We start from the raw sequence: 15,711 nt of genomic DNA, 5'->3' as shown, positions 1-15,711 counted from the left end.
TCGGCCTGAAGGGCCATCCGGGCCCTCCTCTTCGGGGATGGTTCGGTGGCATGAACGGTACTCGGGACGGAAAATCTCGTGTTTTGCCGATGCCCGTGACATGTCCTCAGAATTCTTTGTCGAGAATGTTGAAAAGTTCTTCCGCGCTGGCCGATTCGAGTCTCGGCTCCGCCGGGTCGTCCGCCGTCCGGTCGGTCCATTTCGCGGTGAGGGCCTTGAGCCGGGCGGTGATCCTCGCGTGCCCGTCGGGGTCCGGTACGAGGTTGTCCAGTGCGTGCTCGAGCTCCGCCAGTTCAGCTTCCAGGGGTTCGGCCGCCGTCTCGTCGTCGCCGAGCAGTTCGGTCTTGATGTAGCCGGCCACGGCGGCCGGTGTCGGGTAGTCGAAGACGAGCGTGGCGGGCAGGCGGACGTCCGCCGCCGCGCTCAGCCGGTTACGCAGCTCGACGGCGGTCAGCGAGTCGAAGCCCAGTTCCTTGAACCCTCGGTCCGGGTCGACCGGGTCTCCGGTGGCGTGGCCGAGCACCGCGGCGACGTGGGTCCGTACCAGGCTCAGCAGCAGGCGGTCACGTGCTGTCCTGGACAGCGGGGCCAGCTGATCGGCCAGCGAGGCCGGGGCGGTGGCCTGGGCGGTGGCGGGCGCCCGGCTGATCGGCGCGGTGACCAGGCCGCGGAGCATCGCCGGCGGCCCTTCCTCCCGCGACCGCATGGCCGTGAGATCCAGCCGGATCGGCACCAGCGCGGCCTCGTCGCGCCCGAGCGACTCGTCGAACAGGGCCAGCCCCGCCTCGGCCGACAGCGGCAGCAGGCCCGAGCGGCGCAGCCGCCGCAGGTCAGCCTCGCCGAGCTGGGCGGTCATGCCGCCGACCTCCGGCGCCCACATGCCCCAGGCCAGCGAGACCGCCGGCAGACCGGCCGCCCCGCGGTGCGCGGCCAGCGCGTCGAGGAAGGCGTTGGCCGCCGCGTAGTTGCCCTGCCCGGCGGCGTCGAGCGTGCCGGCCGAGGAGGAGAAGAGCACGAAGGCCGACAGGTCCAGGTCCTCGGTGAGCTCGTGCAGGTGCCAGGCGGCCTCGGCTTTGGGCTGCCAGACCGTGTCCACCTGCGCGGGGGTGAGCGAGTCGATGACACCGTCGGCCACGACGCCCGCCGTGTGCACGACCGCGGTCAGCGGCCGGTCCGGCGCCACCCGGCCGAGCAGTGCGGCCAGGGCGTCCCGGTCGGCGACGTCGCAGGCCGCGACCTCGACGCGGGCGCCCTGCTCGGTGAGCTCGGCGCGGAGCTTCTCGGCGCCCGGGGCGTCGAGCCCTCTGCGGCCGACGAGCAGCAGGTCGCGCACGCCGTGCTCGGCCACCAGATGCCCGGCCACCAGCGCGCCGAGTCCGCCGGTGCCGCCGGTGACGAGCACGGTGCCGGGCCGGTCGAGCGGCGCGGGGACGGTCAGCACGACCTTGCCGATGTGCCGGGCCTGCGCCATGTGGCGGAACGCCTCTGGCGCGCGGCGCAGGTCCCAGACCCGGGTCGGCAGTGGTTCGAGTACGCCGTCCTCGAACAGCTTCACCAGCTCGGTGAGGATCTCCTTGGTCCGGTCGGGTCCGGCGTCCGAGAGGTCGAAGGGCGTGTAACGGATCCCGGGAGCGATGGTGTCGCGGAGGTCGGTCTTGCCCATCTCCACGAACCGGCCGCCCTCGGACAGCAGTCCCAGTGAAGCGTCGATGAACTCCCCGGCCAGCGAGTTGAGCACCACATCGACCTGGCCGAACTTCTCCGCGAAGTCCAGCGTCCGTGACGAGGCCACATGGTCCTCGTCCAGAGACAGCGCGCCCCACTTGCCCGGGCTCGCCGTGCCGAACACCTCCGCGCCCAACCAGCGAGCGAGCTGCACCGCGGCCATCCCCACCCCACCGGCAGCCGCGTGAATGAGCACCCGGTCACCCGACCGCACTCCGCCCAGATCGACCAGGCCGAAGTAGGCGGTCGCGAACACGGCCGGCACCCCGGCCGCGGTCACGAAGGACCAGCCGGCCGGCATGTGCGCGATCATCCGGTGGTCGGTCGTCGTATAGGGCCCGAAACCCTCCTCGAACAGCCCGAGCACCCTGTCGCCCGGGGCGAACCCGGTGACGCCGGAGCCGACCTCGACGATCACGCCGGAGCCCTCGCTGCCGAGTGACGCCGGACCGGGGTACATGCCGAGCGCCATCAGGACGTCGCGGAAGTTCAGTCCACCGGCCCGCACCGACACCCGTACCTCGAACTCGCCCAGGGGCCGCCGGGCCGCGTCGCAGACGGCCGCTTCCAGGGCGTCGATCGTGCCCGGCTTGGTGATCTCCAGACGCCACGCACCGGCCGGTGGCTTCAGCAGGCCGTCGTCGGTCCTGGTCAGCCGCGGCACACGGGCCTCGCCCTCGCGCAGGGCCAGTTCAGGCTCCTGACCGGCCAGTACGGTGGGCAGCGCCCGGTAGGAGGCTTCTGTGCCGTCCACGTCGATGAGCAGGAACCGGCCGGGGTTCTCCGCCTGCGCGGCGCGTACCAGACCCCAGACGGGCGCGTGGACGAGGTCGGGAGCGTCGTCATCGGCGGTGGCGCGCACCGAGCCGCCGGTCACCACGGCCAGCCTGGCACCGGCGAAGCGCTCGTCGGCCAGCCAGTCCTGCAGCAGGGCCAGCGTCCGGCCGGTCACGTCGCGGGCGGCCCCCGAAGGATCGGCCAACGCGGACGCGTGCCCGACATCGCGGGCGGCCGCCGATAGGTCGGCCGACGCGGACGCGTGCCCGGCGGAGACCAGCACCACCCTGGGAGTGGTGCTCAGCGCGGCCAGGCCCACGGCGGTACGCACGGGGAGTCCCGCGGCACGCAGGGCGCCGGGCAGCGCGTCGTCCTCAGCGCCGAGCACCGCCCAGTCGTCCCAGGGGTCGCCGGTGGGCACCGGTGTCCATGTCACCTGGTACGGCGAGGCACCGGCCCCGTTCCGGCCCGCGCGGAGCCCGGCGCCGGAGACCGGCCGCATGGCCAGCGCGCCCACCGTGGCCAGCGGCGCGCCGGTGGCGTCGGCCACGCTCAGCAGAGGTGCGCCGCTGGCGGACACCCGTACGCGGGCGGCAGCGGCGCCGGTCGCGTACAGGCTGACCTCGCTCCAGGTGAAGGGCAGCTCGACCTGCTGGTCGTCGGCCTCCTCGGCCAGCCCGATAGCGTGCAGCACGGCGTCGAACAGCGCCGGATGCAGACCGAAGCGCCCGGCGTCCGTGGCATCAGGCAGCTCGACCTCGGCGAACACCTCGCCGTCGCGCAGCCAGGCCGCGCGCAGTCCCCGGAAGGCGGGTCCGTAGGCCACGCCTTCGCCGGCCAGCCGCTCGTAGAGTCCGCCGACGTCGATGGGCTCGGCGCCGGGTGGCGGCCATGCGGCCAGGTCGAAGGCGGGCGGTCGCGCTCCGGCGGCGAGCGTCCCGGTCGCGTGCCGGATCCAGGGCCGTTCGCCCTCGGCGGCCCGCGAGTACACGGTCAGCGTACGGCGGCCCGAGTCATCCGTGCCGGAGACGATCACCTCGATCGTGACGGCGTCCCGCTCCCCCAGCACGAGGGGGGTCTCCAGGGTCAGCTCTTCCACGAGATCGCACCCGGCCTGGTGACCGGCCGCGACGGCGAGCTCGACGAAGGCCGTGCCCGGCACCAGTACGGTGTCGAGGATCCGGTGATCGGCCAGCCAGGGGTGGGTGCCGAGCGAGAGCCTGCCGGTGAACAGCGATCCACCGGTGTCGGGCAGCTCGACGGCGGCACCCAGCAGCGGGTGATCCGCGGCCTCCAGCCCGAGCGAGGCGGGATCGCCGCCATGGTGGGAAGGCCGCAGCCAGTAATGGCGGCGCTGGAAGGCATAGGTGGGAAGCTCCACCGCCTGTCCGGCGCCGTCGAAGAACGCGTCCCAGTCCACGTCCGCACCGCGCGCGTACGCCCGGCCGAGGGCGGCCACCAGTTGCCCGGCCTCGTCCCGGTCGCGCCGCAGCACCGGCACCGCCACCGGCGCGGGCCCCTGCTCCTGTACCAGCCCCGACAGCACGCCGTCGGGACCCAGCTCCAGGAGGGTCGGCACGCCCCGTTCGCGCAGGTAGGCGACGCTGTCGGCGAACCGCACCGGCTCGCGCAGATGCCGCACCCAGTACTCGGCGGAGAACTCCCGTACCGGCTCGCCGGTCAGGTTCGACACCACCGGGATCTCCGGGACGCCGTACTCCAGCCCGGCGGCAACCTCACCGAAGGCGCTGAGGATCGGCTCCATGCGATGGGAGTGGAACCCGTCGCTGACCCGCAGCCGTCGGCACCTGATGCCGCGCCGGGCGAACTCCTCCGACACCCGCTCCACGGCGGGCTCGTCACCCGAGACCACGACCGAGGCCGGTCCGTTCACCGAGGCGATCGCCACGCCGGATATTGCGGTCAGCAGGTCGGACACGGTCCGTTCTTCCGCCCCGACCGCGACCATCGCCCCACCGGCGGGCAGGCTCCCCATCAACCGGCCACGGGCCGCCACCAGCGCGCACGCGTCCTCCAGGGACAGCACCCCGGCCACGTGCGCCGCCGTCAGCTCGCCCACCGAGTGACCCAGCAGGTAGTCGGGGACCACGCCCCATGACTCCAGCAGCCGGTAGAGGGCCACTTCCACCGCGAACAGCCCCGTCTGGGCGTACCGCGTCCGATCCAGGAGCTCCGGCCGCTCCCACATCACCTCGGTCAGCGGTACGTCCAAGTAGCGGTCCAGGCCCGCGGCCACCGCCTCCAGATGCCACTTGAACGCGGGGAACGCCCTGGTCAGCGCCAGGCCCATCTCCGCCCGCTGACTTCCCTGACCGGTGAACATGAACCCCAGCCCACCGGGTCCCTCCGGACCGGTCACGACGTCTACCTGCTCAGCCCCCGCGGCCACCCGCGCCAGGCCCGCCACCAGTTGCTCCCGATCGGCCGCCACGACCACAGCCCGATGACTCAGCAGGGGACGCGTTCTGACCAGCGAATGACCCACCTCCGCCGGCCCGGCCACGGATCCACTGACGAAGTCATGCAGCCGCTCAGCCTGCGCCCGTACGCCGTCCTCACCGCGACCGGAGACCACCACGGGCACCGGCACGTCAGCAGGCGTGGGCGCGTCATCCGGGACCGGCTCCTCGGCGGGAACGCCCTCGATCACCACATGCGCGTTGGTCCCGCTGATCCCGAACGACGACACTCCCGCCCGGCGCGGACAGTCGCCGCCGGGCCAGGGGGTCGGTTCGGTCACCAGCGACACCGCGCCCGCCGACCAGTCCACGTGCGAGGACGGGGAGTCGACGTGCAGCGTCTTCGGCAGTACGCCGTGCCGCATCGCCATGACCATCTTGATCACCCCGGCGACGCCGGCCGCGCACTGGGTGTGGCCGATGTTGGACTTCACCGTGCCCAGCCACAGCGGCCGATCCTGCGGCCGATCCTGACCGTAGGTGGCCAACAGCGCCTGCGCCTCGATCGGGTCCCCGAGCGTCGTGCCGGTGCCGTGGCCCTCGACCGCGTCGATGTCGGACAGGCCGAGACCGGCGTTGGCCACCGCCTGGCGGATCACCCGCTGCTGGGAGGGGCCATTGGGCGCGGTCAGCCCGTTGCTCGCGCCGTCCTGATTGATCGCGCTGCCCCGTACCACCGCCAGCACTCGATGCCCGTGGCGTCGCGCGTCCGACAGCCGCTCCAGCAGCACCAGACCGACACCTTCGGCGAAGGCCGTACCATCCGCCGCCTCCGCGAACGCCTTGCACCGCCCATCCCGTGCCAGGCCCCGCTGCCTGCTGAACTCCACGAAGATCTCGGGCGTGGACAGCACGGTCACGCCGCCGGCCAGCGCGAGCGTGCTTTCGCCGCGCCGCAGCGACTCGCAGGCCAGATGCAGGGCGACCAGGGACGACGAGCACGCCGTGTCCAAGGTCATGGCGGGCCCCTCCAGGCCGAGCGCGTAGGCGACGCGGCCGGACATCACCGAGCTGGAGTTGCCGGTGATCAGGTATCCCTCCACCTCCTCGGGCAGGGGCCCGGTGCCGTAGCCGGTGGCGGACGCACCGACGAACACGCCCGTCGAACTGCCCCTGAGGGAGCCGGGGTGGATGCCCGCGCGTTCGAGGGCCTCCCAGGAGGCTTCGAGCAGCAGCCGCTGCTGCGGGTCCGTGGCCAGGGCCTCGCGTGGGGAGATCCCGAAGAAGGCCGCGTCGAACTCTCCGGCCTCGTACACGAACCCGCCCACCCGCACATAGCTGCGGCCGGCACTCTCGGTGTCGGGGTCGTACAGTCGCTCCAGGTCCCAGCCCCGGTCGGCGGGGAACTCCGACATCGCGTCCCGGCCCTCGACCAGCATGTGCCACAGGGCCTCCGGCGAGTCGACGCCGCCGGGATACCGGCAGCTCATCCCGACGATGGCGATCGGATCGTCGTCGAGCGGCGCGGCGGGCGCGGCGACCGGCGCGGCCGGCGACTCCGCGCCGAGCAGCTTGCCCTTGATGTGCTGGGCGAGTGCGGCGGGCGTCGGATAGTCGAAGACCAGCGTGGCCGACAGCCGCAACCCGGTGGCGGCGTTGAGCCGGTTGCGCAGCTCGATGGCGGTCAGCGAGTCGAAGCCCAGCTCCTTGAACGCCCGGCCGGCGTCCACCGAGGCGGCGTCGGCGTGGCCGAGCACGGTAGCGGCCTGCGCGCGGATCAGGGAGACGAGCACCTGGTCGCGGTCGGTCTCGGGCAGCCCGGCCAGTTGCCGCTCCAGCGCGGAGGCGGCACCGCCGGGTACGGCGCTCGCGGCGACGTTCCGCTGCGCGGGCGGCTGGACCAGGCCGCGCAACAACGGCTGCACCGAGGCGGACTCGCGGCGCATCGCGGCGAGGTCGAGGCGGATCGGCGCCAGCAGGGCCTCGTCCACCGTCAGGGCGGCGTCGAAGAGCGCCAGCCCCTCCTCGGACGACAGGCCGCGGGCGCCCGACCGCTCCATCCGCGCTATGTCGGCGTCGCGCAGGTGGGCGCTCATGTTGCTGCGTTGTTCCCAGAAGCCCCAGGCCAGCGACACCGCGGCGAGGCCGTGCGCGCGCCGGTGCGCCGCCAGGGCGTCGAGGAACACGTTGGCCGCCGCGTAGTTGCCCTGCCCGGCGTCCCCCAGGACGCCCGCCGCCGAGGAGAACAGCACGAACGCCGACACATCGAGGTCCCGCGTCAGCTCGTGCAGGTTCCACGCCCCGGCGACCTTCGGCCGCAGCACGGCGTCCACGCGCTCCGGCGTCAGCGAGTCGAGTACCCCGTCGTCGAGCGCTCCGGCGGCGTGCACCACCCCGCGCAGGGGCGCCTGTGCCGAGACCTCCGCCAGCACCTCGGCCAGCGCGCCCCGATCCGCCACGTCGCAGGCCGCGATACGTACCCGCGCGCCCAATGCGGACAGCTCCTGAAGCAGGTCCGCCGCACCCGTGGCCGACATCCCCGACCGGCTCACCAGCAGCAGGTCCCGCACGCCGTGCACCGTCACCAGATGGCGCGCCACCAGCGCGCCCAGGCCGCCCGTGCCGCCGGTGACGAGCACCGTCCCGCCGCCGAACGTGGGCGGCATCGACAGCACGATCTTCCCGGTGTGCCGGGCGAGCGACATGAACCGCATCGCCTCCCCGGCCCGCCGCACGTCCCAGACCCGGACGGGCGGCAACTCCAGCAGACCCCGCTCGAACAGCGCCAGCACCTCGGCCAGCTGCTCGCGCAGGCGGTCGGGGCCGGCCTCCATCAGGGAGTACGGGAGGTACCGCACACCCCCGGCGACCTGGCCGGGTTCGCGAACGTCGGTCTTGCCGATCTCCAGGAACCGGCCGCCCTCGGGCAGCAGTCCCAGTGAGGCGTCCAAGAACTCGCCGGTCAGCGAGTTGAGCACCACGTCGACCTGGCCGAACTTCTCCGCGAAGTCCAGCGTGCGTGAGGAGGCTACGTGGTCCTCGTCCAGGGTGAGCGCTGCCCACTTGCCCGGGCTCGCCGTACCGAACACCTCCGCGCCGAGCCAGCGGGCGAGCTGCACCGCAGCCATCCCGACCCCACCGGCGGCGGCGTGGATGAGCACCCTGTCCCCCGGCTGTACCCCGGCCAGATCGACCAGGCCGTAGTAGGCGGTCAGGAACGCCACCGGGACCGACGCCGCTTCGGCGAACGACCACCCGGCGGGCATGGGAGCCAGCAACCGCCGATCCGTCACCCCCACCGGACCGAACGCGCCGTCCAGCAACCCCAGCACCCGATCACCGGGCACCAGATCGGCTACCCCGGCGCCCACTTCCAGCACCACGCCCGCTATCTCGCCGCCGATGGGCTCGTCGTGTTCGGGCACCATGCCGAGGGTGACGACCAGGTCCCGGAAGTTGAGACCGGCCGCGCGTACCGACACCCGCACCTCGTCCGGGCCGAGCGGGCGGGCCGCCGCCGGGCACGGGACCAGTGACAGGCCGTCCAGGCTGCCCTTGATCGCCGCGTCCAGGCGCCATTCCGGGGCGCTCGCGGGGGGTGTCAGCGTGTCGGTGGTGGCCGCGCGGGCCAGCCTGGGCACCAGCAGTTCGCCCGCTCGTACGGCGAGCTGCGGCTCGGTGAGCGCCGCGAGCGCCGGTATCTCGGAGTCGTCGAGGTCCAGCAGCACGAACCGGCCGGGGTGCTCCGACTGCGCGGACCGCAGCAGGCCCCACACCGGGGCGTTCGCCAGATCCCGCACCTCCGCGTCGGTCCCCGCCGCCACCGCGCCGCGGGTCACCACGACCAGCCGCACCGAGGCCAGCCGCTCATCGGCCACCCAGGCCTGTACGAGCCCCAGCGCCCTGTGCGTCGCTGACTGCGCACCACCCGGAACATCACCGCCCACCGCGGAGCCTTGGGAGGCGAAGCTTACGAACACTGTGTCGGGCAGCCGATCCGATGAGGTCAGCGCGGTCAGATCCGCGAACTCGGCGGTCGCGACGCCGGCCCGGCGCAGGCCGTGCGGGTCCGGCCCAAGTACCGCCACGCCCCCGGCCGCCGTCGCCGACGGCGCCGCGGAAGACGCGGACGCCGCAGACAGCGCGGACGCCGCAGTCCACGCCACGCGGAACAGCGAGTCGCCGTGGGCGACCGAAGCGGCGGAGAGCTGCTGCGCCGAGGCCGGGCGCGAGACCAGCGATGCCACGGTGGCGACAGGCACGCCCGACGTGTCGGCCAGCCACAACGACAGGGCGTCGGGCCCCACCGGTGACAGCCGGACCCGGACGGCCGAGGCGCCGGTGGCCCGCAGGGACACGCCGGTCCAGGCGAAGGGCAGGCTCAGGCGCTCATCGGCGGCCTCCAGCAGCGACCCCGCGTGCAGCGCCGCGTCGAGCAGCGCCGGGTGCAGGCCGAACAGCTCGGCGTCCCGGCGCGCCCCCTCGGGCAGCGTGACCTCGGCGAAGACCTCGTCACCACGCCGCCACGCCGCCTTCAGCCCCTGGAACAACGGCCCGTAGCCGTAGCCGGCCCCGGCGAGCCGTTCGTACAGGCCGTCGAGGTCCGCGGAGACGGCTCCGTCCGGAGGCCACTGGGCGAGGGAGAAGTCCTCGGGCGCGTCGTCGGCGGCCACGTACCCGCTCGCGTGGCGGGTCCACGGCGCGTCGGCCGGGGCGTCCTCCGCCCGCGAGTGCACGCCGATCCGGCGGCGCCCCGCGTCCTCGGGCGCTCCGACGGACACCTGCAGCCACACGCCACCGCGCTCGGGGACGACCAGCGGGGCCTCCAGCGTCAGCTCCTCCAGCAGGCCGCAGCCGACCTGGTCGCCCGCCCGGATGGCGAGCTCGACGAAGGCGGTGCCGGGCAGGAGCAGCGTGCCGGCGGCGGCGTGGTCGGCCAGCCAGGGGTGGAGCTGGACCGAGAGCCGTCCGGTGAGGAGCGCCCCACCGGATTCGGCCAGCGTCACGGCCGCGCCCAGCAGCGGATGGCCGGGGGCGGTCAGTCCCGCCGAGGCGACGTCCCCGGCCGAGGTCCGGGTCTCCAGCCAGTAGTGCCGGCGCTGGAAGGCGTACGTCGGCAGATCGACCTGGTTCGCGCCGGTGAGCAGGCTGTCCCAGTCGACGGGCACACCGCGTACGTGCGCCGCCGCGACGGAGGCCAGCGCGCGCCGCAGACCGCCTTCGCCACGGCGCAGGGTGCCGGAGGCGAACGCGTCGGCCCCGGCCTCGTCGATCGTGTCCTGCACGCTCATCACGAGCACCGGATGCGCGCTCATCTCCAGGAACGCGTCGTGTCCCCGCGCGAGCAGCCCCTCGATCACGGCCTGGAACTCGATCGGCTGACGGGCGTTGTGGAACCAGTAGTCGGCGGTCAGCTCGTCGGTGTCCAGCTCGCCACCGGTGACGGTGGAGTAGAAGGGCACGTCTCCCGTGGTCGGAGACACGGTGCGGAGCATCTCGGTCAGCTGCTCGCGCAGCGGGTCGACCTGGTCGCAGTGGGAGGCGACGGTGGTGGCCAGCAGGCGCGCCCGGATGCCGTCCGCCTCGCACTCGGCGACGAGTTCGGCCAGGGCGTCTTCGTCGCCCACCGCGGTGCACGACGAGGGGCCGTTCTTCGCTCCGATGGACAGCCGCCCCGCCCAGCGGGCCAGCCGCTCCTCCACCGCACCGGCCGCCGCGCCGATCGCGGCGATCCCGCCCTTGCCCATCAGGCGCTCGGCGAACAGGCGGCTGCGCAGCACGATCACGCGTACGGCGTCGGCCAGCGACAGGCCGCCGGCCACGTACGCGGCGGCGACCTCGCCCTGCGAGTGACCCACGACGGCGGCCGGCCGGACGCCCAGCGACTCCCAGAGGGCGGCCAGCGACACCATCACCGCGAACAGCGCCGGCTGCACGACGTCGAGCCGCTCGAACGAAGGGGCGCCCGGCTCGCCACGCAGCACATCGAACAGCCGCCACTCGACATAGGGCTCGATCTCCGCCGCGCACTCCTCCATGCGCCGCGCGAAGACGGGGGAGGAGTCCAGGAGCTCCACCGCCATGCCCGCCCACTGCGAGCCCTGGCCAGGGAAGATGAAGACCGCGCGGCGCTCCGCGGTGGCCTCGCCCTCGATCACGTCGGCGGCGGGCTCGCCTTCGGACAGAGCGGTCAGCCCGGCGAGCAGTTCGGCCCGGTCACCGGCGACGACCACCGCGCGGTGTTCCCAGCTCGAGCGGGAGGTCACCAGCGAGTGGGCGACGTCGGCCAGTTCCAGGTCCTCGTGTTCGGCCAGATGGGTGGCCAGCCGGGCGGCCTGCGCGCGCAGCGCCTCCGGCGCCTTCGCGGACAGCACCACGGGGACGGCAGCCGGGGGCAGACCGCCGTCCCCTTCCATGGTGGCTGCTACCGGCGGCTCCTCGAGGATCAGGTGCGCGTTGGTGCCGCTCACGCCGAAGGACGAGACGCCGGCTCGCCGCGGCGTACCGTTGGCGAGCCAGGGCCGGCTCTCGGTGAGCAGTTCGACCGCGCCGAGCAACCAGTTGACGTACGGCGACGGCTCGTCCACGTGCAGGGTGCGCGGCAGCGTCTCGTGACGCATGGCCATGGCCATCTTGATCACACCGGCCACGCCGGCCGCCGCCTGGGTGTGCCCGATGTTCGACTTGATCGAGCCCAGTCTCAGCGGCCCGCGTTCGCCCCGGTCCTTTCCGTACGTGGCCATCAGCGCGTGCGCCTCGATCGGGTCCCCCAGCTTGGTGCCGGTGCCGTGCGCCTCGACCACGTCTACCTCGGCCGGTGACAGCCCCGCGTTGGCCAGCGCCCGGCGGATCACCCGTTCCTGGGAGGGACCGTTCGGGGCGGTCAGGCCGCTGCTGGCGCCGTCCTGGTTGATCGCCGAACCCCGGATGACCGCGAGCACGGGGTGGCCCCGGCGGCGCGCGTCCGACAGCCGCTCGATCGCGAGGATCCCGACGCCCTCGGAGAAGCCGGTGCCGTCGGCGGAGGCGGCGAACGCCTTGCAGCGGCCGTCCGCGGCGAGCACCCGCTGCCGGCTGAACGCGGTGTAGGTGCCGGGGGTGGACATCACGGTCACGCCGCCGGCCAGCGCGAGGTCGGTCTCGCCGTTCCGCAGCGCCTGGCAGGCCAGGTGCAGGGCGACCAAGGAGGCGGAGCAGGCGGTGTCGACGGTGAGGGTGGGCCCTTCGAGTCCGAGGGCGTAGGCGATCCGGCCGGACACCACGCTCGGGGCGTTCCCCGTCACGAGGTAGCCCTCGATCTCCTCCGGCGCCTTGTCGAGCCGGGGACCGTAGTCCTGCGGCTCGGCGCCGATGAACACGCCGGACTGGCTGCCCCGCAGCGAGCGCGGATCGAGGCCCGCCCGCTCGAACGCCTCCCAGGAAGCCTCCAGCACCAGGCGCTGCTGCGGGTCCATGGCGACGGCCTCACGCGGATTGATGCCGAAGAAGCCGGCGTCGAACTCACCGGCGTCGTGCAGCCAATGCCCCGACCGGACATAGGTGGCGTTGGGCGCGTCCGGATCGTCGTCGAACAGCCGGTCAAGATCCCAGCCACGATTAACGGGGAACCCGGTGAGGGTCTCCCCGCTCTCGGCGACCAGCCGCCACAGCTCCTCCGGAGTGGTGATCCCACCCGGATAGCGGCAGCCGATGCCGATGACGGCGATCGGCTCATCCGTGGCGGCGGCCGGCTGGACCTCGGCGGTCTCCGCGTCGGCCAGGCCCAGCACCTCGGTGAACAGATAGTCGACCACCGCGTCGGGGGTGGGATGGTCGAAGGCGATGGTGATCGGCAGTTCGGCGCCGACCGCCTGGGCCAGGCGGTCGTGCAGCTCGACGGCGGCCAGCGAGTCGAGTCCCAGTTCCCTGAAGCCACGCTGGGGGTCCACCGCGTCAGGGGCATCGGGGAGCACGGTCCGCAGGACCTCGACCGTCAGGTCGTTCACCAGGTCGGCGAGGACGCGACGCTGCTCGCTCAAGACACACTCCGCTCACTCGTAGCTCACTCGTACTTGCGGTTGAATTCGATCCGGGAGACGGACACCACCTGGTGACCGCGCGCGACGACCTCGATGGGCGCGGGGTGGCCCAGGAACATCACCAGGCTCGCGGTCATCCCGTAGGCCCCCGCGTTGGGAATGGACACGACGTCGCCGGGTTCGAGCGGCGGCAGCGACACGTTCCTGGCGATGATGTCGCCGGGGGTGCAGAGCGGGCCGACCAGGGTCGCGGGCCGCCGCTCGCCGTCGAAGTCAGCGTCGTCGAGCTCCACCGAGACCGGCAGCAGCCTCCCCAGCCCGGACATGCCGCCGAGGGTGTTGATGCCGGCGTCCAGGATGACGAACCTGCGGCCGCGGCTCTCCTTGACGTTGACCACGGTGCAGACCAGCCGGCCGCAGTCGCCGGCCAGGTAACGGCCGGACTCGCAGGCGATCTCGGGCGTGCCCGCCCGCCAGGCGGGGAAGCGCGCGTCGAGGACGGTCTCCAGCTCGGCGCGGAGCCCGCCGTACACGGGCCGCTCTCCCGAGGCGAGGTACGGCGCGGCGAACCCGCCGCCGATGTCCAGCAGCCGGATCGGCAGGCCGGTCTCCCGCTCCAGGCGGGCGGCCACCGAGATGGTGTGCGCGAACTCGGCGACGAGGCTCTCCTCGTCCTTGGAGTTGCTCAGCGAGAACAGGTGCGCGCCGGCCAGCCGTGTGCCGGGCACCGCCCGGAGCCGCGGCATCAGGCCGGGGATCGTCTCGTCGTCGAAGCCGAACTGGGACGGCGCGCCGGTCATCCGGATGCTGGTGGCGGCGCCGGGCTCGGCGCTGTTGACGCGCAGCAGGCAGTCCACGGTCACGCCGCGCTTGACCGCGACCTCGCCGACGTGCCACAGGTCGGTGAGCGACTCGACGGAGAAGGCGCGGACACCGCCGTCGACGGCGATCTCCAGCTCTTCGGTGGTCTTGCCCGGTCCGGTGCAGAGCACCTCGGACCCGTCGAAGCCGGCGGCGAACGCCGCGTTCAGCTCACCGGTCGAGCTGATCTCGGCGCGCGCTCCGCCGTCGCGCAGCGCTCGCGCGATCTCCGGATGCGGGTTGGCCTTGAAGGAGTAGTACAGCGAGAACCCGTCGGGCAGGGCGCGGCGCAGGTCCGCGTGCGCGGCGGTGACGCGGTCCAGGTCGTAGACGTACAGCGGGGAGCCGTAGCGGGCGGCGAGCTCGGTGTACCAGTTCACGCGTCGCCTCCAAGGAGCAGCAGGGCCATCTGTTTGCGCTCGTTCTTGCCGTTGAGCGTCAGCGGGAAGCGCGGCAGGACGCGGCAGGAGGCGGGCACCTTCGCGGGTTCGAGCCGCTGCTTCAGCGCGTCCAGCACGGCATGGGGTGTCAGGTCGGCCTCGACGAACACGACGAGGTCGTGTCCTTCGGCCGGGGGCAGCACGACGGCCGCGCGCACGCCCGGGATGTCCATGGCGGCCGCCTCGATCTCGATCGTGCTCATCCGGGTGCCCTTGCGTTTGAACATGTCGTCGCGCCGGCCTTCGAAGTACAGGTAGCCGTCCTGGTCGAGCCGGCCGTAGTCGCCGGTGTGCAGGCGGACCTCACCGGTGTCCTGGTCGGGGCGGTAGGCGCGCGCGGTGAGCTCGGGGTCGCGCCAGTAGCCGGCCATCACGTGCGGACCGGCGACCACGATCTCCCCGGTCTCCCCGGCCGGCAGCGGCCGGCCCGCGGTGTCCGCGATCACCACCCGGGTGCCGGGCAGCGGGCGGCCGACCGCGCCGGGGCGCTCCTGGTCGAGCTCCGGTTCCATGATCGTGACGCGCTTGCACTCGGTGATGCCGTACATGCGCACCACCTGGGCCCCGGGGAAGCAGGCGCGCAGGCTCCGGATGGTCGCCTCCGGCAGCGCGGCCCCGGTGTTGGTGAACATCCGCACCTTCGGCGCGGCCTCGCTGGCCCGCCGGGCCAGCGTCGCGATCATGCCGCCCAGTGACGGGACGACGGGCACGACGCTCGCGCCGGACTCGCGGAGCTGACCGAGCAGGGTCAGGTCGGCTCCGTCCTCGGCCAGGACCAGCTCGGCGCCGCCGAGCGCGGCGAGGAAGATCTGGTAGAGGCCGTAGTCGAAGGACATGGGCAGCCGGCAGAAGACCACGTCGTCCTGGCGGTATCCGAGCACCGCGTTGATGGCCGAGGCGGCGAAGGTGACCTGCGCGTGCGGGCAGATCACGCCCTTGGGGGCGGCGGTGCTGCCCGAGGTGTAGATGAGGATGGCGACGTCAGCGGGCAGGATCTTGCCCGGCTCGTACACCTCCGGCCACCCCGCCATGTCCTCGACCTCGGTCCAGAAGTCGTCGAGGTCGAACACCGGCACGGTGGCGAGGTCGTGCATGGCCTCGCCGCCGCCGATGATCAGCGTGGGCTCCGCGTCGTCCAGCACGGAGCGCAGGTGGAACGCCTTCATCTCAGGATGCAGCGGTACGAAGACGGCGCCGAGCCGGGAGATGCCGTAGACGATGGGCACCGTCTCGCGCCGGTTGGGCAGCTGGACGATGACCCGGTCTCCCGGGCCGACGCCGGCCGCCGCCAGCCAGCCGGCGACGCCCCGGCTGAGCTCGTCGACCCGCCGGTAGCTCCACGCTCCGTGCGCGTCGCGGACCGCGCCGCCGTCCGGTCTCGCCTTGGTGGCCTCGTCGAGCAGATCGTGGATGAGGCCCGATCGAAGGAACCGCGTCCCGTCCAATATCGTCCTCCCGCCCGGTGGGAAA

At 73.1% G+C, this 15,711-nt stretch carries 3 protein-coding genes; all 3 read right to left on the bottom strand.

Translation table 11 applies throughout. From position 1 onward, the window contains the following. Positions 1-106: 106 nt before the first annotated feature. Genes KME78_RS16570 through KME78_RS16560 form a run of 3 tightly spaced genes read right to left on the bottom strand, consistent with a single transcriptional unit; the run spans position 107 to position 15,686 of the window. Positions 107-12,940 carry a type I polyketide synthase gene (locus KME78_RS16570; RefSeq protein ID WP_219529775.1) on the bottom strand — a complete coding sequence of 4,278 codons (12,834 nt, stop codon included), beginning with the start codon at positions 12,938-12,940 and terminating at the stop codon, positions 107-109. A 23-nt stretch (positions 12,941-12,963) separates the two neighbouring features. After that, positions 12,964-14,181, bottom strand: a complete 1,218-nt coding sequence (locus tag KME78_RS16565) for a type III PLP-dependent enzyme domain-containing protein (RefSeq protein WP_219529774.1) — start codon at positions 14,179-14,181, stop codon at positions 12,964-12,966. Beyond that, complete coding sequence (locus KME78_RS16560) at positions 14,178-15,686, bottom strand: AMP-binding protein (protein WP_246651163.1); 1,509 nt, start codon at positions 15,684-15,686, stop codon at positions 14,178-14,180. Before KME78_RS16560 ends, KME78_RS16565 begins: the two co-directional genes overlap by 4 nt. Positions 15,687-15,711 lie beyond the last annotated feature (25 nt).

Source organism: Nonomuraea guangzhouensis, assembly GCF_019396345.1.
Classification (GTDB): Bacteria; Actinomycetota; Actinomycetes; order Streptosporangiales; family Streptosporangiaceae; genus Nonomuraea; species Nonomuraea guangzhouensis.
This window is presented reverse-complemented; position numbering and strand designations above follow the sequence as displayed.